The 25,513-nt window shown below is 65.4% G+C and carries 17 protein-coding genes; 2 read left to right on the top strand and 15 right to left on the bottom strand.

Annotated elements, in window-relative coordinates:
- Window positions 1-172 precede the first annotated feature (172 nt).
- On the top strand, window positions 173-2,593 hold the full coding sequence (locus tag C1924_RS15930; protein WP_108766174.1) for a penicillin-binding protein 1A: 2,421 nt from the start codon (window positions 173-175) through the stop codon (window positions 2,591-2,593).
- Window positions 2,594-2,831: 238 nt separating this feature from the next.
- Window positions 2,832-3,476 (top strand): hypothetical protein, encoded by a 645-nt coding sequence (locus tag C1924_RS15935; RefSeq protein WP_108766175.1) that lies wholly within the window; start codon window positions 2,832-2,834, stop codon window positions 3,474-3,476.
- A gap of 101 nt (window positions 3,477-3,577) precedes the next feature.
- Here C1924_RS15935 and C1924_RS15940 read toward each other — a convergent pair whose 3' ends face one another.
- The 15 genes from C1924_RS15940 to gmk form a co-directional block, all read right to left on the bottom strand.
- Window positions 3,578-4,321, bottom strand: a complete 744-nt coding sequence (locus C1924_RS15940; RefSeq protein ID WP_159094821.1) for a hypothetical protein — start codon at window positions 4,319-4,321, stop codon at window positions 3,578-3,580.
- 63 nt (window positions 4,322-4,384) lie between these two features.
- Window positions 4,385-9,271 (bottom strand): ESPR-type extended signal peptide-containing protein, encoded by a 4,887-nt coding sequence (locus tag C1924_RS15945; RefSeq protein WP_108766177.1) that lies wholly within the window; start codon window positions 9,269-9,271, stop codon window positions 4,385-4,387.
- A gap of 64 nt (window positions 9,272-9,335) precedes the next feature.
- Window positions 9,336-10,031, bottom strand: coding sequence for a fimbria/pilus periplasmic chaperone (locus C1924_RS15950; RefSeq protein WP_108766178.1), 696 nt, complete (start codon window positions 10,029-10,031; stop codon window positions 9,336-9,338).
- 18 nt (window positions 10,032-10,049) lie between these two features.
- Window positions 10,050-11,192, bottom strand: a complete 1,143-nt coding sequence (locus C1924_RS15955) for a CfaE/CblD family pilus tip adhesin (protein ID WP_254051157.1) — start codon at window positions 11,190-11,192, stop codon at window positions 10,050-10,052.
- Complete coding sequence (locus tag C1924_RS15960; RefSeq protein ID WP_108766179.1) at window positions 11,189-13,909, bottom strand: TcfC E-set like domain-containing protein; 2,721 nt, start codon at window positions 13,907-13,909, stop codon at window positions 11,189-11,191. Before C1924_RS15960 ends, C1924_RS15955 begins: the two co-directional genes overlap by 4 nt.
- A gap of 64 nt (window positions 13,910-13,973) precedes the next feature.
- Complete coding sequence (locus C1924_RS15965) at window positions 13,974-14,474, bottom strand: CS1 type fimbrial major subunit (protein ID WP_108766180.1); 501 nt, start codon at window positions 14,472-14,474, stop codon at window positions 13,974-13,976.
- Window positions 14,475-14,945: 471 nt separating this feature from the next.
- Window positions 14,946-16,025 (bottom strand): hypothetical protein, encoded by a 1,080-nt coding sequence (locus C1924_RS15970; RefSeq protein WP_108766181.1) that lies wholly within the window; start codon window positions 16,023-16,025, stop codon window positions 14,946-14,948.
- Window positions 16,026-16,349: 324 nt separating this feature from the next.
- Window positions 16,350-17,627, bottom strand: a complete 1,278-nt coding sequence (locus tag C1924_RS15975; protein ID WP_108766182.1) for a citrate synthase — start codon at window positions 17,625-17,627, stop codon at window positions 16,350-16,352.
- 296 nt (window positions 17,628-17,923) lie between these two features.
- Window positions 17,924-18,166: a type B 50S ribosomal protein L31 gene (locus C1924_RS15980; RefSeq protein WP_079223041.1), complete on the bottom strand. Its 243-nt coding sequence runs from the start codon at window positions 18,164-18,166 to the stop codon at window positions 17,924-17,926.
- Between the two features lie 88 nt (window positions 18,167-18,254).
- A complete protein-coding gene (locus tag C1924_RS15985; RefSeq protein ID WP_108766183.1) occupies window positions 18,255-19,193 on the bottom strand; it encodes a nucleoside hydrolase in 939 nt (312 codons plus the stop codon).
- 159 nt (window positions 19,194-19,352) lie between these two features.
- A complete protein-coding gene (gene recG, locus C1924_RS15990) occupies window positions 19,353-21,464 on the bottom strand; it encodes an ATP-dependent DNA helicase RecG (RefSeq protein ID WP_108766184.1) in 2,112 nt (703 codons plus the stop codon).
- Between the two features lie 7 nt (window positions 21,465-21,471).
- Entirely contained in the window at window positions 21,472-21,858 is a 387-nt protein-coding gene (locus tag C1924_RS15995) for a RidA family protein (RefSeq protein ID WP_046987316.1), read from the bottom strand.
- 205 nt (window positions 21,859-22,063) lie between these two features.
- Window positions 22,064-24,226, bottom strand: a complete 2,163-nt coding sequence (locus tag C1924_RS16000) for a bifunctional (p)ppGpp synthetase/guanosine-3',5'-bis(diphosphate) 3'-pyrophosphohydrolase (RefSeq protein ID WP_108766185.1) — start codon at window positions 24,224-24,226, stop codon at window positions 22,064-22,066.
- Between the two features lie 105 nt (window positions 24,227-24,331).
- On the bottom strand, window positions 24,332-24,628 hold the full coding sequence (rpoZ, locus tag C1924_RS16005) for a DNA-directed RNA polymerase subunit omega (RefSeq protein ID WP_108766186.1): 297 nt from the start codon (window positions 24,626-24,628) through the stop codon (window positions 24,332-24,334).
- Between the two features lie 110 nt (window positions 24,629-24,738).
- Entirely contained in the window at window positions 24,739-25,404 is a 666-nt protein-coding gene (gene gmk / locus C1924_RS16010) for a guanylate kinase (RefSeq protein ID WP_108766187.1), read from the bottom strand.
- Window positions 25,405-25,513 lie beyond the last annotated feature (109 nt).

The following is a 25,513-nucleotide window of genomic DNA, read 5'->3' on the forward strand; positions in this document are numbered from 1 at the left end:
GCATTAATAACGTATTTTTAGCGAATGGCAACCGCCCTGCTGTGAAATCCCTCACAGGATGAACACGCAGCCCCTGGCGATTCCCCTTGCATTCCCCGGTACCGGCCCCAGCCGCCACCTTGCGTAATCTATACTCTGCGACCACGAAATTCGCAATCGGAATCTGACACCGATGACTCGTCTCCGCCGCTGGCTGCGCTGGATCTTTGTTGTTGTCCTGGTCCTGGCGCTGGTCGGTGCCGCCGCCGTGGGCGGCCTCTACTATGCCGTTTCGTCCAAGCTTCCCGACGTGCAGACCCTGCGCGACGTGGAAATGCAGGAGCCGATGTACGTCTATGCTGCCGACGGCAAGCTGATGGCCGTCTTCGGTGAGACCCGGCGCACCCCCATCACCATGAAGGACGTGCCGGACAAGCTGAAGAAGGCATTCCTGGCCACCGAGGACGCCCGCTTCTACGAGCATGGCGGCGTGGACTACAAGGGCATCGCCCGCGCGGTCTGGCTGCTGGCCACCACCAACGACAAGCGCGTGCCGGGCGGATCGACCATCACCCAGCAGGTCGCCCGCCAGTTCTTCCTCAGTTCCGAGTACAGCTACACCCGCAAGCTGGCCGAGATCCTGCTGGCGCGCAAGATCGAGTCCGAGCTGAGCAAGGACGAGATCTTCGAGCTGTACCTGAACAAGAGCTTCTTCGGCAACCGTGCCTACGGCGTGGCCGCCGCCGCCGAGTTCTACTACGGCAAGAAGCTGAACGAGCTGGACCTGGATGAGATGGCCTCGCTGGCCGGCATCCCCAAGTTCCCCTCCTCCGGCAACCCCATCTCCAACCCGGAACGTGCCCGCCAGCGTCGCGACAACTACGTGCTGCAGCGCATGGCCGACCTAAAGTTCGTCAGCCAGGCCGAGGCCGACGCGGCCAAGGCCGTGCCGATGCACGCCACCCCGCATGAGCCGCCGGTACAGGTGGATGCCCCGTACGTGGCCGAGCTGGTACGCCAGGAAATGATCGCCCGCTTCGGCGGTGATGTGGTCAACAAGGGCTATCACGTCACCACGACGATTGATTCGACCCTGCAGGAATCGGCCAATGTGGCCGTGCGTGATGGCCTGATGCTGTACGACCACCGCCACGGCTGGCACGGCGTGGAAAAGCAGGTGCAGCTGGGCGCCGGTGATGATGCCGCCGCCCTGGCCGAGCACCTGCGCGGCATCGCCGGCCAGGCCGGCCTGCTGCCGGCCATCGTCGCCAGCACCGGCGCCGACGGCAGCGCCACCGTGGTTCTGGCCAACCGCAGCGAGATCGTGCTGCCGGCTGGCGCCGCCAAGTGGACCAACAAGACCCCGGCCAAGCTGGTGCAGCGCGGCGACATCGTGCGCGTGCGCGCCGGCGACAAGGAAGGCACCTGGCTGCTGGACCAGATTCCACGCGGCCAGTCCGCGCTGGTCTCGCTGGATGCCCACAGCGGCGCCCTGAAGGCCCTGGTCGGTGGCTTCAGCTTCTCCGGCAACAAGTTCAACCGAGCCACCCAGGCTCGCCGCCAGCCGGGTTCCAGCTTCAAGCCGTTCGTCTATGCGGCCGCGTTCGACAAGGGCTACAACCCGGCCTCGATCGTGCTCGATGCCCCGGTCGTGTTCCGCGACCGCCGTGGCAAGACCTGGGCGCCGCAGAACGACGGCGGCGGCTTCCGTGGCCCGATGCGCCTGCGCGAAGCACTGGTGCAGTCGCGCAACCTGGTCTCGGTACGCCTGCTGGACGGCATGGGCGTGGATTACGCGCGCAAGTACATCAGCGAATTTGGCTTTGCCGAATCGGAACTGCCGCCCAACCTGTCGATGTCGCTGGGCACCGCCTCGCTGACCCCGCTTTCGGTGGCCCGCGGCTACGCCGTGTTCGCCAACGGCGGCTCGCGCGTGGACACCTGGCTGATCGACCAGGTGAACGACCGCGACGGCGCCCTGGTGTTCAAGGAAAACCCGGCCCTGGCCTGCCGCGACTGCGCCGGCACCAGCGACCAGCCGGTGAACCAGGTGGTGGATGGCTTCAACTTCGGTGCCCCGGCACCCAAGCCCGATGCTACTGCCGCGGCCAAGCCGGCCACCGAGACCCCGGCTGCGCCGGCCAACCCGGACGCCCGCACCGCCCCGCGCGCCATTGATGCCCGCACCGCCTACCAGTTGGTGTCGATGATGCGCGACGTGGTGCAGCGGGGTACCGGCACGGCCGCCAAGGTGCTGGGCCGCGCCGACCTGGGCGGCAAGACCGGTTCGACCAACGACCACCGCGACGCCTGGTTCTCCGGCTTCGGCGGCCCGTACGTCACCACAGTCTGGGTGGGCCGCGACGACTTCCGTTCGCTGGGCTACCGCGAGTACGGCGGCAAGGCCGCCCTGCCGATCTGGATCGACTACATGCGCGTGGCACTGAAGGACGTGCCGCTGGCGGAGAACGAGCCGCCTGCCGGCATGGTCCAGGCCACGCTCAACGGCGCGGTGGAGTGGGTGAAGGTGGAAGACATGGACCGCCTGACCGACTACGACCTCAACCTGCAGAACACCCCGCAGGCCGACGCCGCCGCGTTCGATATCTTCTAAGGCCGGTGTTGGCAGGTGCCAACCGTTGGTTGGCACTGCTTCTGCCTGGTAGGTGCCAACCGTTGGTTGGCACTGCCTTTATGCAGCCGAGCATGGGCTCGGCTCTACCGGTAGATGCCAACTGTGGTTGGCGCTCCCGCTGATGGCCAACCAAGGTTGGCCACCACCAAGGCGCGCACCTACGCAGATGTCACATCCCTGCGTTACTCTGTGGCCAGGTCGCCTCAGGAGTCTTCGCATGCATCGAGCACGTCAGCATGCTGCCAGCCAGACCCGCGAGCGGCGCCACCGCCTCGCCCACGAAGCCGCCCGCCTCATGGCCGAAGGCGGCATCCGCGACTACCACCAGGCCAAGCTGAAGGCCGCCAGCCGCCTCGGCATCCACGACGATGCCTCCCTGCCCCGCAACGTCGAGATCGAAGACGCCCTGCGCGAGTACCAGCGCCTGTTCGCCGGGGCACAGCACGGCAACGAACTGCAGCGCCGCCGCGAGGCCGCAGTGAACGCACTGGAATTCCTGCACGGCTTCGCCCCGCGTCTGATCGGGCCGGTGCTCGATGGAACCGCCGATGCCAACAGCCCGGTGCAGCTGCACCTGCACAGCGACGATCCGGAAGCCGTACACCGCTTCCTGGACGAACATGGCATCCCCGCCGAATCGCGCGTGCGCCGGCTGCGTCTGGACCGCGAACGCAGCCTGGACGTACCGGTGTGGGTGTTCAGCGCCGAGGAACTGACCTTCGACCTCGCCGTGCTGCCCTACGATGCATTGCGCCAGGCCCCCCTGTCGCCCGTGGATGAGAAGCCGATGCGACGTGCGTCGATCAGCCAGCTACGGCAACTGCTGGCCGAGACCGAAATCACGGACTACCTCGTCGGCTGAGCCAGCCCCAGCGGCAGCCCGGCGGGGGCGCCTCGGTGCCCCGCCCTGATGGATGCCAACTTCCGTCGGCATCCATCAGAGGGGAGAGCTATTTGGCCACCTTACAAGGCGTAAAGCGGATCCACCGCCTTGTCCATCAACCGCGCCATCCATGGCATCGGTGCCCGCTCGGGATACTCCTTCATCATCTTCGCGTGCATCACCTGCACATCGCCCAGTGCCCAGCCGTGGAAGACCACATCCTGGTAGGTGTCAGACCACACCGTCTGCAACCGATCCTGATCGCCCTCCAGCAGCGGCAGGTCGCCATCCGGCGCATCCAGCATCGGCCGCAGGGCCGCATCCAGATCCGCCGAACGCTGCCCCGCCCTGCGCAACCGGGACACGTTCTCGCTCACATGCCAGCACAGATACGGCGCACACACCCCCGACACGCGGATGTAATCGGAAATATCCGCAAGCATATGGGCCTGCAACTGCTTTGATTCCGCGCCGAGGTACGTGCTGCGGGCCTTCATCGCACGCAGGGCCGCCGCTCGCAGTTCCTCCGGCGTGCTGACCACCGCGCCGGGGTTTCCGCCACCGTTGTTGGCGACGGCGACGCGATGCGATGCCTGCTCGCTCATCATCCGTACCTGCACCTTTGCCGCCTCCGGATGCACACGCGGCACCGGCGGGTTGCTGAGTTTCCAGATGATCCAACAGGAATACAACAAGCCCAGGAACAGCAGGACGTACACCAGGGTCCATCCGTTGACGTTGTGCACCAGATAATTGAAACGCGCGCGCCAGATGTAAAAGCGCCGGTACGTCATGAATCGGCTGAATCGGCTGTACATCGCCATCTCCTTCTTGAGTGCCCCGGCGCTGGGGGCGGGTTTTGGCGCACCACACCGGGGCAGCACGGCTTACCACCCGATGCCCACACCCACGCCCATGCTGCGTTCACCACTGTTGGTGAAGGCACCATTGAGGCTGAAGGTGGCCGAGCCCTTGTCGTTCAACACGCGCTGGTAGCCCACGGCCATGGCCGATTCACCCTCGCTGTAGCCCACGCCCGCGCCGAGGCGGTTGTAGGTATTCAGGCCGGCAGTGTTCATGGCCATCGCACTCTGTGCGCTGGTCATGGCTGCCATGCGGTTGAAGCGCTTGTCCATCTTGTCCAGGCGCGCATCCACCTCGCGGGAGATGCCATCGCTGTACTCGTTGGCACGGGCCAGCATCTTCTCCAGTTCGGCGGTGTCCACCTGCGGGGTGGGTGCTTCCGGCTTGGGGGCATCGGCCTGCGGCTGCGGCGAGGACTTCGGTGCGTTGCCGGTGTCAGCCAGCGCCTTGTCCCCGGCGTTTGCCGGCGGCGTCGGCGCGGACGGCTCGTCGCCGGCAACGGTGGCCAAGGTGCGGGACTGCGGCTGGCCGTCAATGCGATGCTCCAGCCCATCCATGCGGCCGTTCAGCTGCTGCTGCATGGAGTGCAGCTGGCCACCATTGACCGCATCGCGGCTGCCCGCGGCGATGGCGCCGTTGGCCACGTTGGACAGCACCATGCCGTTGGCACCGGCGAAGGTGAGCTGGTTGAGGCCGTCGTTGCGGACGGTGGGGGTGTCCTGGAATACCGCGTTGAGCTGGGACTCGACGCGGTCGACGCGGTTGCTGCTGGTGACGACGGCGGAGTCGAGGGTGGACAGGGCGTCGGTGAGGGTGGATTGCTGGCCGCCCTGGACGTTGAAGGACGGATTGATGATGTTGCCGTTGGCGTCGATATCACCGCCGACCGTGGCGAGGGCACCGCGGAGCTGGCCTACGGTGGCAACGTCGGTGGCGTTGCGGCCGTTGGCAACGTTGACGATGCGGCGTCTAGTGTTATCGGAGCCGACCGAGATGACACCCATTTCACGAGCAATGGAACCACTTCCAAGCGCGGCGGACCCATCTGCCCCTTCGAGCACCAGTGCTCTGGTTCCAAGCGCCAGTCCATGGCGACTGTGCACTTCCGAAGTAGCCCCCAAGGCGAACCCGTACTCTGCATCAGGGAGCACATATGAACTGCTACCCAGAGCAATCGAATTTCCAGCCAACGCGGTAGCGTAAAAGCCAACTGCTGTAGCTCCCTCCGCAGTAACGCCGCCTGCTCTGGCTCCATCACCGATGGCCGTCGAGAACCCGCCTGCTTTTGCATTCACACTCTCATCGTCCGATGAAATGGCAATAAACCGCTTGCCACTCTCAAGGCCAGCGATGCGCTGGTTGGAAGCAAACAGCTGCCGGCCATTGACCACATCACGGCTATCCGCAGAGATCACCCCATCAGCAACACCCGTCAACCGCGCGCCGCCATAGTCGATCACATTGCCCTGCCCCGCTGCCATCATTCCATGCGACAGCAGTTCATCGCGTTCACCGCGCAGATCGTCCAGGTCACTACGATTGCGGTCGATCTCCTGCTTTGCCTCAAACAACTGGCTACCGGTCACCGCATCACGGCTGCCGGCAGCAATGCGGCCGTCGGCCAGATTGGTCAGCACCGAGCCGTGGGCGCCTGCAAGCGCCAGCTGGTTCAGACCATCGGCACGCACCGACGGGCCATCCAGGAATGCAGATCGCAGCTTGCCTTCCAAGCTATCCACGCGGCTGTCCGCAGTGACCACGGCGCTGTCGAGTGCGGCCAAGGCATCTCCGACGTTGTTCTGAGTGCCGCCTTGGACGTTGTAGTTGGGAGCGATGATGTTGCCATTGGCATCGACCTTCGCATCGCCACCAAGTGCACGAACGGCTGCGCCAAGTTGGGAAATGGTGGACGCGTCTGTCAAGGACTTCCCGTCGGAAACATTGGTGATTCTGCGCTGCAGTGTCGAATGTCCTACGGACACTGTCCCAGGCTCATCCGCGACCGAGAAATTCCCAAGCGCCACACTGCCGAAGGCTCCGGTCGACACACGGCTACGCGCACCAAGCGCTAGCCCTCCGCTAGCTTCAATGAGGGACTGTGTGCCGAGAGCGAATGCACTGTCTGCATTCTCGCGTACCGACGCTGCTCGACCAATGGCGACCGAATTGTCTCCAAGTGCAGCTGAGTAAGCACCAACGGAGACCGCGCCCTCCCCCTTAGGCGAGGCAAGAGCGGAGTCACCAATTGCGACCGATATCTGACCCGCGATAGACGCATCTTGGTCGCCTCCAGCGCCAATGGACAGGAACTGATTCAACCGCTCAATTGAGCCAATTCTCTCATTCGTAGCGAACAACTGCCCACCATTCACAGCATCCGTACTAGTTGCAGAGCTGATGTCACCCGCAGCCACTCCGCGCAACTTCCCACCGGCGATATCCACGCTCCCATCGGCAGAAATTTTCACCACATGATCCAAGTCCGGATCGAAGTCCTCAAACTCCGAACGCAATGCATCCAGATCGCGCCGATTGTCGGCAATGTGGCCAGACTGCGCTGCCAGATCGCGGGTGTGGCCTGCAAGCACACCCGCGTTCGCCTGAACTTTCTCGTTGGTAGCGAACAACTGTTTGCCGGTCACCGCATCGTTGCTGCTGTCGGTCAGACCTGCTTCGTCCACGTTGACGATTCGGCGCTTCAGATCCGTCGCAGCGTTACCCACCGACACCTCGTTGGCACCGCTGGTCTCCGAGCGCTCACCCAGCGCCACCGAGTTCTCGTGCCTGGCCTTGGCATTGCCGCCGAGCGCGACCGCAGCCTTTGCCGTAGCAGAGGATGCGCTACCCAGAGACATCGCGTTGTCACCGGTTGCATTCGCACTGTTCCCCATGGCGAATGCTGCCACGCCATCGGCCTTGGCAGCCTGCCCCAGAGCCATGGCCAGATTGCCGGTAGCGGTGGCGCGGTTACGGTCCTCGATGGCACCGGCCGTAGCCAACGCATTGCCGGTGGCATCTGCCTTGATCTTGGCTTGGTTGGCAGTAGCTTGCGCAGCCGTGGCGCTGCTGTGCGCAGCGTTCGCACGGGATTGCGCTGTATCGATGCGATCATGAGTGGCCTGCAACTGCCTGCCGGTCACGGCCTCAGTGCTGGTTGCATTGACTGCACCGTCTGCCAGTCCAACCAGGGTGCGGTTGGTATTCGACTGGTTGCGAACATCCAGTACGGTGCCTGTATTGCTGCCCCCCAGACGCACGTTGCCATCGCCCCCGGCCTGACTGACCAGACCACCAAGGGCATTGGCCTTGCCAAGCGCATCATCGGCCGCGACCTTGGCCGCTGCGGCGGCAGTCTGTGCCGTCGTCGCCACCGCACGCACCGAGGCAACATCGACATTCGTGGCATTGAGCTGCCTACCCGTCACAGCGTCATGGCTGCTGGCGTTTACCGCACCATCAGCAACATTCACGATGCGCCGTTTGAGGCCACTGTTGCCCACAGAGACCTGATTGCTACCGGTCGTCTGCGATTGCAAGCCCAGCGCAACGCTACCGCTGTGCGAGGCGACGGCGCGGTCGCCTAGTGCCAGTGCGCTCTGTGCAGTGGCCTGCGCGTTGTTACCCAGGGCTGCGGAGAACACCCCGCTCGCCCGGCTCTGCCGACCAATGGCTGTCGCCTGGTTGGCGGTGGCCTGTGCATCCAGACCCAGCGCCGTCGCATGGTTGCCGTTGGCGATAGCCTCTGCGCCCATCGCCAGGGCACCCTCGCCCTGCGCACGGGCGTTCTCCTTACCCCCCATTGCACCGCCGGCTACCAGCTTCACCAGCGGATCAAGCACCTGGCGTGTGGCGAACAGTTGCTGGCCGTTTACCGCGTCGTTGCTGGTGGCGCTGATCGTCCCATTTCGCACACCGTTGAGATAGCGCAGCGCACCGTCCTTGTTGCTGATGGTGACCACATTGCCGGTGTTTGCGGCTCCGATGCGGATCTGGCCATTGGAAGCGGTCTGGCTGACCAGGCCGTTGACCGTATCCAGCCGCTGGTTGGTGGCATACAGCTGTTGACCGGTGACTGCATCGGTGCTGTCGCTACTCAGACGCGCGTTCTGGATATTGACAATGCGTCGCTTTGACGTGCTGGTGCCGACGGAAACTGTATTCGCTTCCGTCGCCTGCGAGTTGTGCCCCAGTGCAATCGAACCAACCGCTGAGGCCTTCGCGTCGCGGCCCATCGCGATGGCTCCGCTTGCCGTGGTCTCAGCCTGATGACCTAGCGCGATACTGTCGTGGCTCGCCTTGGCGTTGCCGCCGAGCGCGACCGCGCCGGTCCATCCATCGGTACCCGCTTTGGCATTGCCCCCGATGGCGATGCGGGAGACGCCAGCACCACTTGCGGTGCTGGCGTTGCTGCCGACTGCGATGGAATTTTCTGTATTGGCATTGGTCCAGTGGCCAATGGCGACGGTACCAATTCCGTTGGAACTGGCATAGGCACCTACCACGGTGGAGTAACCCTGCTTTGCGGCCGCGCCATAGCCAAACGCCGCGATACGATCCCCCTGCATGCTGACGCGATGGCCGAATCCAATGGAGTAGGAGCCATCAACAGTGGCTCCGTTTCCCATTGCAAGGAAGTGCCCCGACCTCATCGTGGCGAGAACCTGCTGGAATTCCGAATCGTGCCCCCAGGTCGGCACACAGTTCAGAAGGACGTCGTATCGGCTGCATTCAATGAAGATTGCGTCGTTCGCCGCAGCAGCCTGCAGCACAGGGCAGGCCGACAGCAGTAGCGCCAGCGTTGCCTGTCGGCGCAGCGTGGATGCCGGCTTGCCGCGCGGCGAAGCCAGTTCGCTGGTCACCACCCAGCACTGCCGTGCGCTGGACCACAGACGTCGGTAGATCTTGTTCATTGCAATACTCCTTAACAGGAAAGACAAAGAGAGCCCGCCGCCGCGTTCGCACGGCGGGAGCGCATCAGGGGGAGAGGGTCTGCACGTGTTCGCGATAGCCATCGCGGGTGAGCCGGTAGCGCAGTTGCACCGTGTGGCCCGCCTGTACGGTGAAAGGCAGTTGCAGCGAGCTGCCGGGATAGAGACTTCTGGAGACTTCGTGCGCGGTGCAGCGGCTGCCCATGCAATCAGCGATGCTGGTAACGCCCAGGCGTAACGTGCCATCGTTGTGCAGGGTGTTGCCCTGTACCCGGGGCTGCACGGTACCTTCGGGCGGCAGCACGTTTACCAGTGCGCCCCAGACCAGGCTGACGCCTACGTTGGCGGACGCTGCTTCAGCGGTGCCGCCGCGATCTTCTTCGGGGCCGGCCACACCTTCGAAGTACACCCGGTAGGCGGTCTCCCGTTCCACCGGCTGCAGCGGGATGACCCGGATGAGGCGGTTGCCGCCACCGGACAGCGCGAACTTGCCGGGGGTGACGGCGATAGCTGCCTCATCCGGTTGGACGTCTACTTCGGTTTCGTCTGCGCCGGCAGGATCGTCGATGCGCCGCAGCGAGGCCTGGATGTACTGCGGTTGCGTCGACTGCGAGTACACGCGGATCTGCGTGCCGCGCTTGGCATCCACCGAGGTGCGCATGGGATGCACGGTCAGGTTGGCCTGTGCGGGCAGCGCAAGCAGCAGGCAGAACGGAAGCAGATAGAGAGAGTGTCGTTTCATGGAAGTTCCTGCTGGGGATCAGGGCACGCCCGTGGGCACGCGCAGCTCGACCTTGAGATCGCCGCGGTAATAGCCGGGTTGCTTTTCGGCGATGGGAACGCGCGGCATATTCAGCCGCAGCGGTGTATGCACGCAGAACACGGGCTGGCTCATGCCGGGCAGCAGCACCAGTTTCAGCTTGGCGCTGTCGATGCCGGTGAGCTGCTCTTCGATGCCATTGCGCATGGGGATGAGCGCGCCGCTGTGATCAAGGGTGACGGTGTAATCCAGGCGCTCGCTGTCGCCACTGCCGCCGCTGTCACGGTGCCATGCACTGAAGCCCAATGGCCCCGGCGCACGCGCACCCGAATCGCGCACGGTGACGCCGAGGTAAGCTGCCTGCGAGCCGAGTCCGTCGTACAGACACATGTCGACCGTGGTGCCTCCGCCAACCGTCTGCGCGATGGGGTCGTAGCGCAGGTTCATGCCAACGTGGGGGGCGATCTCGTCGAACTGTGGGAAGTAGATGGCTACTGCATCACGATCAGTTATCGCAAGCTCAAGCCGAAAATCATTCTTCAGTAGCAACTGACTCGGGGGCTTGCGAAGATCGATCGAAAGCGTGGCAACCCAATGCCCGGCCACCAGCTTTTCAAGCTCTCTTTGTTGAATACGTAGGCCAAGAGCAGTCCCGGCGGGATCCCTAAAGTTGCACTCGGCCGTCTGGGAAGACCAGAGGTAGTGGGCCGTCTGGTCCCAATAGTCTGAAAAGCACGCCGCAGTCGGTTGAATCCGTAGTAGTTCACCTTCAACATCCACATCGATCCGCATTCCGCTACGCTTTTCGCGGAATTGCAAAGCAATAGTGCTCGCCCTGTTTGCAGCGGGGTCCATCGTGTCGGAGGTGGGGCATCGTCCTTGCTGCGTATCCGCACTGGAGACGCACGTGTAGAACAGCTTTCCGTAGCCATCCAGCCCTGTTCGATCATTAGCAATCACTGTCTTTTGAGGTACCAACTCAATCATGCTGGGGACGGCTGACCGATCCCAAGACAGGTTGAAGTCTTGGCCTACATCTACGGGCGCCTGGTCCGGCGGCCGCTGCGCGAGCGCCCGCGGCGCCATCACCACCAACGCCGTGCTCAACATCACCCACATCAATCCACGCAGCGCGCGCTTCATGGCGTACCTCCTGCCGCAGCGGTCTGCTGCGTGCCTGCAATCAACGCCTGTTCCTGCAGCAGCCGGGTTACCCGTGCCTGCTGGCGGATGTCAGCCGGCAGCTGCGCCACGGCCAGCGGCTCGCACTGCACCGCGCCCACCAGCATCACCACGCTGCGGCGTTCGCGCACCTGCAGCGGGCACTGCAGCAGGCGGTCGTCCTGCAGCAGGTACAGGGTGCGTTCGCGGCGCGGGAAATCGGCCACGAAGCCGCCGTTGCTGCCGGTACCGGGCACGGGGGCATTGAGAATGCGGGCGCCGCCCAGCGGCACGCCGGCCACGTCGCGGGCATTGCCGATGAAGGTGTAGGTCACTTCAATCGGCACGGCCATGCGCATCAGGCGGCCGGGTGCGAGGAACAGCGGACGCGCGCCGCCCACACCGGTCACGCGGATGGCGGCATCACTGTTCAGTGCGCTGGCGTCCTGCACTTCGGCCTGATGCTGCTGGTAGGCCGGCAATGGCAGCAGGCGGCGCTCGCCCAGCGCCAGGCGCTGGCGGCGTTGTCCGCCCACCTGCAGTTCGGCGGCCACGCCGGTCAGCTCCAGATCGTCGGTGCCATCCACCTGCACGGCCAGGCCGGCCTCGGCACCCAGGCCGCCGCCCCAGTACAGGCCGCGGCGGCCCAGTGCCAGCCCGGAACTGTGCGTGGCGCTGTAGGTCAGCTCACTGCCGCCGCGCTGCCGGAAGGTCGCGACGCTGGCGCCGGTGTGGCCGTACTTGTTCTGGGTCTGCCCGCCCAGCGATGCGCTGTAGCGATCACTGTTGTTGCCGCGCAGTTCAAAGGTGGCATCGCGGTACTGCGCATCCACTTCCTGGCGCACGGTCTGCGCCGCGCTGTAGTTCACGTCCGGGCGCGCGTGCTGCGGCTGGCGCACATCCATGGCGTAGCGCCGCTGCGAGTTGCCAATGTCACGGCGCTGCAGGCGGGTCAGGCTGAGGTTGATGAAGATGCCGCGGTCGTGGCTGTCGCGCAGGCTGCTCTGCGTGCCCTGCTGCCAGACGCCCACGCGGGTGGATACGCTGAATTCCTGCCAGCGCTGCACGCGGCTGTAGCTGGCCTGCCAGGTGCGGGTGAGGTTGGGTTCGCGGCTGTAGCGCGGTTCCCACGGCAGCAGCGGGTCGAGCGCGGCCATCGGGTCGTCGGGATCGTTGTTGAGCACGGTGCCGCGGCTCCAGGTCTGTCGGCGGGTGAAGGCCAGATAGGCGCTGCCACCGGCCACCGGCAGCGACATCGAGGCACTGAGCGAATCAGCGCAGGCCAGGCGGTCGCGGGTATCGTTTTCAAACTGGCAGGCACGCCCGCGCAGGCGCTGCTGGTAGACGTTCCAGGACGCCTTGCGGCGGTAGGACAGCTGGTGCTGCTGGCCGCTGCTGCCATCGCTGCCGCGCATGCCGCTGAAGCTGGCGCGCACATCCTGGGTCTTGAACATGTGGCGCAGGTCAACGCGCAGCTCGCCGTAGCTGAAGCCGCCCAGGTCGGCCACGCCGGCGGTCACGGCCGCATCGCGCCCCATCGGCACGCGCAGGCCGGCCATCGCCGCCATCTCGCCATCGAAGCGGTCGCTGCGGCGCTCGTTGCGGCGGCCACCCTGCAGGAACCACTGCACGCTGCTGTTGGCCCAGTCGCCACCCTTGTCGAAGGGCGCGTCTTCGCTACGCACCAGCACGCCGTCTTCGTAGATGCGCAGGGTGACGGTGTAGCTGCCGAACGGGAAACGCCGCGTGTCCAGATCGTTGATGCCGGCCTGCAGGTAGAAGCTCTGCAGCAGGCGCTCGCCATCGAAGGCATCCACGCGCGCGTCCCGGGCCAGCAGCACGGTCAGCGGCGTGGTCTGTATGGCCGCTTCGGTATCCACATAGGCCTGGGTGGTGCCGATGCGCAGGCCGGCGAAGCGGTCCATCGGCAGCATGCTGAAACTGAAGGTGCCGCCCTGCGGGCTGGACAGGTTGCGGCGGTCCATGCGCCCGGCCTGCAGGTAGTGCTGCGGGCCGAGGTCATGGCGGTAATAGGCGTTGTCGAACTGGAAATCGTGGCGCCGACGGCCACCGCGGTACTGCTGGCTGTTGAAGTTCCAATCCACTGCCACGTGGCCGCGCTGGAACAGGCCGAGTGCACCGGCGCCCTGCGCGGTCAGCGCCTGGTAGCCACGGCCGCCGCTGAGGTTGAGTGTCTGCTGATGCAGGAACGCGTTTTCGGCATTGCTGCTGATCTGGTGGAAACGGCTTGCCGCAGGCTCGGCCGTGATCCACTGCTTGGCCACGAACAGGCGCACCGCGCCCTCGCCTTCGTCGTACAGCGCGCGCACAGCGTGGGGATCTTCCGGCGGATCGAGGTAGCCGCAGCCAGCCTCGGCGCCACCAAAGCGGCAGGCCAGATGGCTGTTGCGCGGCAGTGGCTGCGACAGTGCAGGCAGCAGTGCGGCCTGTGCTTCAGGCGACAGATCGAGCGCCTGCAGCACGCGCGCGGGGTCTTCCAGCTGCACGTGTTCCAGAGTAACGCGTACCGGCGACAGCCCGGCACTGCGGCCGAACAGGCGGATGTCGAGTTGTTCGACCTGGCCATCGACCAGATCCTCGAAACCGACGGGAACGCCGCGTGCCGCGACCAGCGGCGTGGCCAACGACAAGGCGAGCGCGACCGCCAGCCGGGTGACGGCGGGGGCGGAAGCTTTCATGGGAGGGGTGCCTGGAGCGGCCGGCCCGGTGGTCGGGCCGGCGCGGGGTTTGACGCTGAGGGGGTTAGGGAGCCTGCAGCATCACTACCCGCACGATGCCGTTGTACTTACCGGCATCTGCAATTGCGGTGCTGTTGCCTTGGGCAATTCGCAGATCCATCGGGATGGATCTGCCCGGCAGTGCGCCATCGAAGATCGCGCTTGCGTCGTAAGTACGCGCCGTGGTGGTCAGCGCTTGACCATTCAGCGACACTGCCAGCGGGATCGGGGTACCACCACCGGTATCACGCTGCAGAGTAGGGTCGAAGCCCAGGCGGACTTCGATGTCCTTGTCCGTGTCGTTGCTATGGATGCGCACCGGCACGCTCCACGGAATCAGAAGACCTGTTGCGGCGTCGTGGGACAGCTTCACGGAGTCATCCAGCGCGGTACCGTCGGCTTTCATGAGCGACAGCGTCGGGTCAACGTCAGCCCAGACGGAGATATCGACTTCCGCGGCATGCGCGGACAGCGAAGCGGTGGCCAGCGCTGCAACCAGCGCGGCCTTCTTCAGAAGGGTATTCATCGGTGTTGTCTCTCTCGGACAATGAAAAGAAAAAGGCTCCCCTCCCGGAGGAAGGAGGGTGGGAGGGGAGCATCACCACGCCCGCAGTGGATGGGGAGGTGACGGGGAGAATGGTAGGAAGCCCTACCCCCCGTTGACCATTCAACGATTCCTAAATATCTGGTTGTTACGGAATTTTGGGGATGACGGTCAAGAATTGAGAGAGATACAACTTTTCGGTGTCTGTTTTGCAACTAACCTCATTGCACGCAGCATCAGCAGATCCACGCCACGCGTGGAGGGGGCGGAAGCCGCCGGGCATGGCCCGGCGCTACCTGGAACGCATCAGGCCGCCTTCGGCGGCCTGATGCTGGCTCATTCAACAGCGCTTCTTCAGAAGAAAATCGCGTAAAGGATCAACAACGGAATCGGCACGCCCAACAGCCAGAGCAGAATCATTTTCATGGCAGGTCTCCTTGCATGGAATGCGGGTTACAGGTCACGGCGGCGGCCGCCCCAGGTGGCGCTGAGGCTGGCGAAGAACGCGCCGATCAGCAGGGTGATGAACAGCCACAGTGCGGCGTAGGCCGTGGCCTTACGCGCATCATCAGCGGCTTGCTTGGCGGTGTTCTTCGCCTTCTCCAGCGCCGCACGCATGCGCGTCTGCACATCGGTCACGCGGGCCTGTGCTTCGGCCGGGCTCATGCCGGTTTCGCGGGCAATCAGCTGCGACAGGTACTGGGTGTCAGCCGGATCCAGGCCATCACCCTGCAGGCTGTTGACGATGATGCGGTTCACTTCGGCGCGCACTTCGCGACGGTCACCCATCGGGCCATGGCCGGGCATTGGGCGCGGCGGCGGGCCCATGCGGGCATCACGCGGGGCGGCGTTGGCGGCCGGCGGCGGCGGTGCTGCCGCGTCCATCGGCGCAGCACCCGGTGCGCCCGGTGCCGGCGGTGCAGCAGCAGCGTCCGGGCCCGGATTGGTGGCGTTGCGGAACAGCGAATCGACCCAGTAGTTGAGGTCGCCTTCCGGCGCAGCGGCTGCAGCGCTGCCAGCACCTGCAGCAGCAACGCCCGCGGTGGAGACGGCGGCACCCGCAGTGGCGCCTGCGACCTTGGCACCGGCACCGAGCACGCCCCCGATGGCCGAAGTCAGCAGGCCCGCGGTGAGCAGCGTGGCGACGGCCCATGACACGAAGCCGTGTGCGGTATCGCGGAAGTAGGTTTCATCGCCGTGGATCTGCGTCCACTTGGTGCGCAGGCGACCGGCGAGGTAGCCACCCAGGCCGGAGGCGGCCAGTGCGGTGAAGGTGAGCCAGGCGATGCTGGACCAGCCGAAGGTTTCCTTGCTGACGCCTTCGAAGGACCACGGCGAGACCGAGGACAGGCCCAGGCCGACGCCGAGGATCAGCAGGACGAGGGAGAGCGCGGCAGCGGCGGCGGCACCGGCGAAGATCGCGCCCCACGACACGGCGCTTTCGCTGGGCGGCGCGACGATGGGTGCGGTGACGACAGTGGCGACGTCTGGGCCGAGCGGGCCGCGCTCGGGTGGATCGAATCGGGTACTCATGGGGTGGACGCTCCGTATCAACCGCTGCGGGTGCAGCGTGCATCCCGAGGCTGCGCGTGCGGTTGTGAAGCTGGCGAGACCCCTGAATCACGCGGTCTTGGCGTCGGTAGATCCACGTGAAGGCCGTGCCAACCAAGGTTGGCATCTACCAGAGCAAGGTCGGACGTGCGTGGGTCGGCGAGCGCATCAGTAGATCCACGCCATGCGTGGATGGCTTTCCGCGAAGGTCCAATGCGTGCCAACCAAGGTTGGCACCCACCCTGCGCGATGCAAAAAAAACGCCCCGCAATGCGGGGCGTTCTTCTCACGACCTACCGCAGGCGATCAGCCCTGGTAGTCGCGCACGTCTGCGCCGGTGTAGACCTGGCGCGGACGGCCGATCTTCATTTCCGGGTCAACCTGCTGTTCCAGCCAATGTGCGACCCAGCCGGAGGTACGGCCCAGGGCGAACATGACGGTGAACATTTCGGTCGGGATCTGCAGCGCCTTGTAGATGATGCCGCTGTAGAAATCGACGTTCGGGTACAGCTTGCGGGCGACAAAGTACTCGTCCTGCAGCGCGGCCTGTTCCAGCTTGACGGCCACGTCCAGCAGCGGATCCTGCACGCCCAGCTGCTTGAGCACCTTGCCGGTCATCTCGCCGATGACCTTGGCGCGCGGGTCGAAGTTCTTGTAGACGCGGTGGCCGAAGCCCATCAGGCGGAAGCCGGAGGTCTTGTCCTTGGCCTTGACCACGGCCGACTCGACGTTGTCGGCGGTGCCGATTTCTTCCAGCATCTTCAGCACGGCTTCGTTGGCACCGCCGTGGGCCGGACCCCACAGCGCGGTGACGCCAGCGGCGACCGACGCGTACGGGTTGGCACCGGTCGAACCGACCAGGCGCACGGTCGAGGTCGAGGCGTTCTGCTCGTGGTCGGCGTGCAGGATGAACAGCAGGTCCAGCGCCTTCACCACGTCCGGGTTCAGATCGTACTGGCCATCCGCCGACTCGAAGGTCTGCTTCAGGAAGCGGCTGACGTAATCCAGCGAGGTGTCCGGCTTGTTGGCCGGCAGGCCCTTGCCGTGGCGGTAGATCAGGGCCGACAGGGTCGGCACCTTGGCGATCAGGCGCACGGCCGCCTGGCGGCGCTGTTCGGCGTCGGACAGGTCCAGCGAGTCGTGGTAGATGGCCGACAGCTGCGCGATCGCGGCAGCCAGGATGGCCATCGGGTGGGCATCCTTGGCGAAGCTGCCGATCAGGGTGTTGATCGACTCATCGACATTGGCTTCGGCAGTCAGCTCATCGGTGAAGGCCTTCAGCTGCTCGGCGCTCGGACGCTCGCCGTTGATCAGCAGGTAGGCCACTTCGATGTAGCTCGACTTTTCCGACAGCTGTTCGATCGGGTAGCCGCGGTACAGCAGCACGCCCTTGTCGCCGTCGATGTAGGTGATGGCGGACTTGCAGCTGGCCGTCGCGGTGAAGCCGGAATCGTAGGTGAAGAACCCCGTTTCCTTGGTCAGCTTCGCGATGTCGACGCAGTCGTTGCCAAGGGTGGGTTTGATGACGGGCAGAACGACCGACTTTTCGCCGGCGTTGAGCGTGACCTGATCAAGATCGGACACTGTGTGCGCTCCTTCATGGGAAGGCGCCTGCCCAAGCGCATTGGTCAGGCACGTGAATGACGTCCTCGGCCTGTGCCGGGGATCAGGTCATTATCGCACAGCAGCATTTGTCGGGTGCTAGACGGAAGTCGTAGACGACGGGCAGGACGAACCCTGCCGGCAAGCGGCCTTGATGGGCAAAGACACCATCCCCTGAACGGTCTGTTCCGGCCTTCCAAACGCCCGTTGGGTAGGCGCCGGACAAAAACAAACGGCCGCGCAAAGCGCGGCCGTCGGTTCAAAGCTGGATCGACGGATCAGCGCGCGTAGCGCTTCTGGAACTTGTCGATACGGCCCGAGGTGTCGATCACCTTGTGCTTGCCCGTGTAGAACGGGTGCGAAGCCGAGGAAATTTCAACCTTGACCAGCGGGTATTCATTACCGTCGGTCCAGGTGGTGGTTTCCTTGGTCGCCATGGTGGAGCGGGTCAGGATCTTGAAATCGGAAGTGACGTCTTCGAAGACGACGTCGCGGTAGTTCGGATGGATATCGGCCTTCATGGGCTCACACCGTAAATGGGCTGGTGGTCAAGAGCGGCATTATAAACACCGGTTGCCGCGCGGGGCAACCGGTGTGTGCACATCGGGCTCAGTCGGCGCCCAGCGCCTGGCGCACCAGGGCCTCGAAACGGGCCTGGTCGTAGGCCATCAGCAGATCGCAGTTGTCCGGCTGGCCGGTCTGGCGGTTCCAGTCGACGATGGTGGCACCGCGGCTGAACGTGCCGTTCAGTTCGATGTTCAGCGGGCGCGATTCCACCTGCAGCTGGCCTTCCGGGTTCAGCGCCCAGGCCATGGCCACCGCATCGGCGGTGTACCAGCGGCCACCCTTGGCGTCTTCGGACAGCGCGCGGGTCTTGCGCGAGATCAGCTCGTAGAAGCGGGCGCGGTCGGAATCGGCCTGCAGCCACTGCTCGGCTTCCTGCAGCGGCAGGCCGTGGGCAACGGTGGCTTCCCAGTCCGACACCAGCAGGTGCTTGAACGAGGTGAACACCACATGCGCCGCTTCCGGGTCGAAGGCGATGTTGAATTCGGCCGCCGGGGTGATGTTGCCGTGGCAGGTGACTGCTCCGCCCATCACCACGATGCGCTTGATGCGCTGGGGCAGGGTCGGGTCCAGCTTCAGGGCCAGCGCCAAGTTGGTCAGCGGGCCCAGCATCACCAGCATCAGCTCGCCGGCGTACTGGTGCGACAGGCGCAGGATGGCCAGCGCGGCATGTTCAGCCTCGGCCTGGCGGCTGGGCGGCGGCAGGTCCACATCGCCATAGCCATCGCGGCCATGCACGTGGGCGGCGTCCACTGAGGGGTGGATCAGCGGGTCAGGGCTGCCAGCGAACACCGGCACGTCGGTGCGGCCGACGATGTCGCAGAGTTTGAGGGCGTTGCGGACCGTGTAGTCCAAGCCGACATTGCCGGCGGCGATGGTCAGGGCGACCACGTCATGCCGTTCATCGGCGAAGGCCATCAGCAGGGCCAGGGCGTCGTCCACACCGGGGTCGGTGTCGATCAACAGCGGGATCTTGTGGGTCATCGTTGCCGTCTTCAGATCGGCAACGAAGTGTGGACCGGGTTGGGGGCCGTTGCAAGAGCACCCTGCCCCGGGGCGGTAGATCCACGCCATGCGTGGATGAGTGCCACCGGAATGGGGGGGCAGAGCCCTTTGCTGCGCAAAGGGATCTGACCCCGTGCCTTACGCCGAGGCGTAACGCACGGCGGTGCCGATCCAGCGGTTGACCACGCGATCGGCCAGCGCGGGTTGCTGGGCCAGCAGGCGCTCGGCCAGGCCGTGCACGCCGGGCAGCAGGCCGGCATCGCGGGCCAGATCGGCAATGCGGAAACCGGCCAGGCCGGTCTGGCGGGTGCCCAGCAGTTCGCCGGGGCCGCGCAGTTCCAGATCCTTTTCGGCAATGACGAAGCCATCGTTGGTTTCGCGCATGGTCTGCAGACGCTCGCGCGCCATCTGCGAAAGCGGTGCCTGGTACAGCAGCACGCAGCGCGACACTGCCGAACCACGGCCGACGCGGCCGCGCAGCTGGTGCAGCTGGGCCAGGCCCAGGCGCTCGGCGTTCTCGATCACCATCAACGAGGCATTGGGCACGTCCACGCCCACTTCGATGACTGTTGTGGCCACCAGCAGATCAATCTCGCCGGCCTTGAATGCGACCATCGTCGCCAGCTTCTCCGCCGCTTTCAGGCGGCCATGCACCAGGCCAACACGCACACCGGGCAGCAGCGCCTGCAGCGATTCGTACGTGGCCTGCGCAGGCGTGGCATCCAACTCTTCGCTTTCTTCGATGAGGGTGCACACCCAGTACACCTGCCGCCCTTCCTGGCAGGCCAGGGCGATGCGTTCAATCAGTTCGGGTCGGCGGTCGTTGTTGAGCGCCACGGTCTGCACGGGGGTGCGCCCAGGCGGCAGTTCGTCGATGGCCGAGACATCCAGATCGGCGTACTCGGACATCGCCAGCGTGCGCGGAATGGGGGTTGCGGTCATCACCAGCTGGTGCGGCACGCTGTGTGCGCCCGCGCCCTTGTCGCGCAGTGCCAGACGCTGGTGCACGCCGAAGCGGTGCTGCTCATCGACGATGGCCAGGGCCAGATCCTGGAACACCACCGCTTCCTGCATCAGCGCGTGGGTGCCAACCACCACCTGCGCTTCGCCATTGGCCACCTGTTCGATCACCTTGGCGCGTGCCTTGCCGGTGACCTTGCCGGCCAGCCAGCTCACGCGCACGCCCAGCGGTTCCAGCCAGCCGCGCAGATTGTTGAGGTGCTGTTCGGCCAGTAGTTCGGTGGGCGCGGCCAGCGCGACCTGCTTGCCCTGCTCCACCGCCAGCATCGCCGCCAGCGCGGCCACCACGGTCTTGCCGGAACCGACATCGCCCTGCACCAGCCGCAGCATCGGGCTGGGACGGGCAAGGTCTTCGCGGATCTGCTTGAACACACGCGCCTGCGCGCCGGTCAGCGCGAACGGCAGTTGTTTCAGCAGCGCCTTGGCCAGCTTGCCGGGACCGGCCAGCGGCGGCGCATGGTGCGCCTGCAACGCGATGCGCTGGCGGCGCAGGCTGAGGTGGTGGGCCAGCAGTTCTTCCATCGCCAGCCGCCGCTGCGCGGGGTGGGTGCCGGCGGCCAGCGCGGCCAGATCGGCATCCGGCGGCGGCCGGTGCACGGTCAGCAGCGCGCTGCGCAGCGAGGGCAGGCTTAGACCGTCCAGCCAGCCGCTGGGCAGCAGTTCCAGCGTGCTTTCCTCGGGCAGGCGGTCCAGGGCCTGGCCGATCAGCTTGCGCATGGTCATGGGGCCGATGCCTTCCACGGTGGGATACACCGGGTCGAGGCGATCGCCGAGTTCAGGGTCGTCGTTGCGGCCCAGCACCTGGTAACTGGGGTGGACGATTTCCAGGCCGAGATGGCCCGGCTTGGGCGTGCCGAAGCAGCGCAGCCGGTTGCCTACCGCGAACTGGCCCACCTGCTGCTGGCGGAAGTGGAAGAAGCGCAGCACCAGGGTGCCCTGCCCTTCGTCTTCCACCGCCACCTTCAGCATGGGGCGGTAGCGCATGCCGCGTTCGACCGCGGTGACCCGGACTTCCACCTGCGCCGGAACGCCCGGGCGCAGGTCTTCGATGCGGGTCAGCCGGGTGCGGTCTTCATAGCGCAGCGGCAGGTGCAGCCACAGATCCTGCAGGGTGGCCAGGCCACGCGCCTGCAGTTTGGCGGCCACGGCCGGGCCTACGCCGGCAAGCATCGCCAGGGATGCTTCGCCGGACGGTGACAGTGCCGGGGTGACCGCCGCCTTGCGTGCCACGGGTGGGTCAGTCGATGACCATCACCGCGTCGACCTCGAAGTTGGCGCCCTTGGGCAGGCCGGAGACTTCGATGGTGGAACGGGCCGGGAACGGGGCCTGGAAGTAGTCCTGCATGACGGCGTTGACCTTGGCGAATTCGGCCAGGTCGGTCAGGTACAGGCCCAGGCGCACGACCTTGTCCAGCGAACCGCCAGCGGCTTCGGCCACGGCCTTGAGGTTGTCGAAGGCGCGGCGGGCCTGCGCTTCGACGTCACCGGCGCCGACGATGTCACCGGTGGCCGGGTCCAGCGGAATCTGGCCGGAGAAATACACGGTGTTGCCGGCGCGCACGGCCTGCGAGTACGGGCCGATGGCGGCGGGCGCCTTTTCGGTGTTGATGATCTGGCGGGACATGGTCGCTCCGGTGGTGTGCAGAAAACAGAGCGGTGATTGTACCGGGTGGGCGCTGTATCGGCTTGGGGTCGGATCCGTTTCCCGGCGGGAAACGGCTCTGAGCCCAGGTGTTTGCCAGGGAGGCCGGCCAGCGGCCGGTGCTACCGGAAAGCCATCCACGCATGGCGTGGATCTACTGGTGTGTGCCGGCGCTACCGGGGTGGGGTTACTGGCGGCGCACCGATTGCACGACCGACAGGCGTCGCAGGCGGCGCATCACTTCGGCCAGGTGGTTGCGGTCGCGTACCTGGATGTTGAACGCCAGCACGGCCGCATTGAAATCGCGGTCCAGGTAGTCCACCCGTTCGATGTTGGAGTGGCTCTGCGCAATGGCCGCGGCCAGCTGCGCCAGCACGCCGGTGCCGTTTTCCACTTCCACCACCAGTGCGGTGTCGTAATCGCCGGAGACGGTGGTGTCCCAGCCGATCAGCACCCAGCGCTCGGGCGATTTGCGCAGTTCGGCCAGGTTCGGGCAATCCATGCGGTGCACCACGATGCCCTTGCCGGCGGTGTGGTAGCCCATGATCTCGTCGCCGGGAATCGGCTGGCAGCACCCGGCGAAGGTGACCACGCCGCGCTCGCTGCCGTTGATGAGGATCTTTTCCTGCGAGTGCTGGCGCGAATGCGGGCCGCCGCGCAGTTCGGCATAGGCCATCAAGGCCTGCGCGGCCTGGGTCGGCATCCAGTTGCCCAGCGCCACCTCGGCCAGCAGGGCCTCCAGGCGCGGGAAGCGGTGCTCGGACAGGAAGGCATCCAGCCGGCCCTTGGGCAGGCGTTCCAGCGAGGAATCCATCGCTTCCAGCGCACGGTCGAGCATGCGGTGGCCCAGCTGCACGGCATCCTCATGCTCCAGCTGTTTGAGCTGGTGGCGGATGGCGGTGCGCGCCTTGCTGGTGACCACGAATTCCAGCCACTGCGGCTTGGGCGTGGCCGAACGCGCAGTGATGATTTCCACCGACTGCCCGGACACCAGCTTGGTGCGCAACGGCACCAGCTTCTTGTCCACGCGCGAGGCCACGGCCATGTTGCCCACGTCGGTGTGCACGGCGTAGGCAAAGTCGAGCGCGGTGGAGTTTCGCGGCAGGGCGAGAATCTTGCCCTTCGGGGTGAACAGATAGACCTCGTCCGGGAACAGGTCCACCTTCACGTTGTCGAGGAATTCCAGCGAGGAACCGGCGGCGCGCTGCGAATCGATCAGTTCGACGATCCAGGCGTGGGCACGGCTCTGCGCGCTGTTGGGCGAATCGCCACCGAACTTGTAGGTCCAGTGCGCGGCCACGCCGCGTTCGGCGATCAGGTCCATTTCCTCGGTGCGGATCTGCACTTCGATGGGCGAACCGTAGGGCCCGAACAGCACGGTGTGCAGCGACTGGTAACCGTTGGCCTTGGGAATGGCGATGAAATCGCGGAAGCGGCCATCCAGCGGCTTGAACGTGGCATGCACCGAACCCAGCGCGTGGTAGCAGCTGGGCACGCTGCGCACGACCAGGCGGAAACCGAACACATCCATGACCTGGTCGAAGGATTTGTTCTCGTCGCGCATCTTGTTGTAGATGCTCCACGGGGTCTTGATGCGGCTGACCAGGCGGTGCTCGATGCCTTCCTTCGCCAGCCGCTGCGAGAGCTGCACTTCCACCTGCGCCATCGCCTCGCGGCGGACCACCGGCTGGCTGCGGATGTGTTTTTCGATGATGGCGTGGCGCCAGGGGTACAGCGCCTTGAAGCCCAGGTTCTGCAGTTCGCTCTTGACCAGGCTCATGCCCAGGCGCTGGGCGATGGGCGCGTAGATTTCCAGCGTTTCGCGGGCGATGCGGCCGCGCGCTTCGCGGCTCTGCGCGCCCAGGGTGCGCATGTTGTGCAGGCGGTCGGCCAGCTTGATCATGATTACGCGCAGGTCGCGCGACATGGCCAGCAGCATCTTGCGGAAGCTTTCGGCGGCCGCTTCCTGGCGGTCGCGGAACTTCAGCTTGTCCAGCTTGGTCACGCCGTCGACCAGCTCGGCCACGGCTTCGCCGAACTCCGCCGCCAGTTCTTCACGGGTCAGCGGGGTGTCTTCAATGGTGTCGTGCAGGATCGCGGCGATCAGCGCTTCCACATCCAGGCCAAGCTCGGCCAGCACCTGGGCCACGGCCACCGGATGGGTGATGTAGGGCTCGCCCGACTTGCGCGTCTGCCCAGCATGCGCCGACGCTCCGACTTCCCAGGCACGGCGCAGCAGCGGCAGCTGTTCCGGCGGCAGGTAATGGGCGGCGCGTTCGAGCTGGAGGACGTAATCAGGTACGGCCGCGGCGGTGGGCGCGGCTACCTTGGCAGTGGGGCCTGGGTTCATGCCAGAAGCCTATGCCAGCGCGCCGATTACGGCAAACCCTGAATGCGAAACAGCCCGCACGGGGCGGGCTGTTCGGCTATCCAGCAATGACGTTGATCGAGGCGATCAATCGTCGTTCTTGGACATGTCTTCGTCGGCGACCACTTCAGCGGCCGCCCATTCCAGCGCTTCGCGCTCGGCACGCTCGCGCTCGGCCTTCTCGACTTCGTCGATCAGCGCGTTGTCGATCTTGCGGGCGGCGATTTCGCGCAGCGCCAGCACGGTCGGCTTGTCTTCGGTGTCGTTGTCCAGCGTGGCCTGCACGCCATTGGCGAGCTGACGGGCACGCTTGGAGGCCATCATGACCAGGTCGAAACGGTTGTTAACGACTTCCAGGCAATCTTCTACGGTGATGCGGGCCATACGGGCTCCCGGCGACCGGTCGGCCGCTCAGTCGAATGAGGGAAAGGGGACGGAGTGTACTGGCAGGGACTGGACAAAATCAAGCCAACCCCCAGCCGATTCTTTTGGAATCAGTCAGTTGCGCCCGGATCGGGGGTCAACAGGGCCTGGATCAGGCCGGCGTGGCGGACCTTCTGGGCCTCCCGGCGCAGGCGGCTGGCGGTGAAGATGGCGCACAGCTCATCCACGGCGGTGTCGAACACCTCGTTGACGATGACGTAATCGAACTCGTTGAAGTGCAGCATTTCATCGCGGGCGGCGCCCAGGCGCTGGGCGATGACCGCCTCACTGTCCTGGCCGCGCTTGCGCATGCGGTCCTGCAGGGCCTGCTTGGACGGCGGCAGGATGAACACCGTCACCGTACCGGGCACCAGCTGGCGCACCTGCTGGGCGCCCTGCCAGTCGATTTCCAGCAGCACGTCCTGGCCGGCGGCCAGCTGCGGCTCCACCGACTGGCGGGCGGTGCCCTTCCAATCGCCGTGCACCCACGCGTGCTCGAAGAAGTCGCCATCGGCGATCATTTCTTCGAACTTCTCGGCGGTGACAAAGTGGTAGTGCTCGCCGTTCACCTCGCCCGGGCGCATGGCACGCGAGGTGAAGGAGATGGACAGGGCGATCTGCGGGTCACGCGCCAGGGTGGCGTTGACGATGCTGCTCTTGCCGGCGCCCGAGGGGGCGGCAACGATGTACAGGGTGCCACGCGCAATGGCGGCCGACGGGGTGGACGGGGGGCTCATGCACGGAATCCAACAGGTTGATTTCGCAAGGTTTTTCCTCGGTGTTCCAGCGCCAGCGCGGTAAATGGCGCCAGCACGGCGGGGGCTGCGCGGAACATCCTGGAAACAG

The sequence above is a fragment of the Stenotrophomonas sp. ESTM1D_MKCIP4_1 genome (assembly GCF_003086895.1).
Taxonomy (GTDB): domain Bacteria; phylum Pseudomonadota; class Gammaproteobacteria; order Xanthomonadales; family Xanthomonadaceae; genus Stenotrophomonas.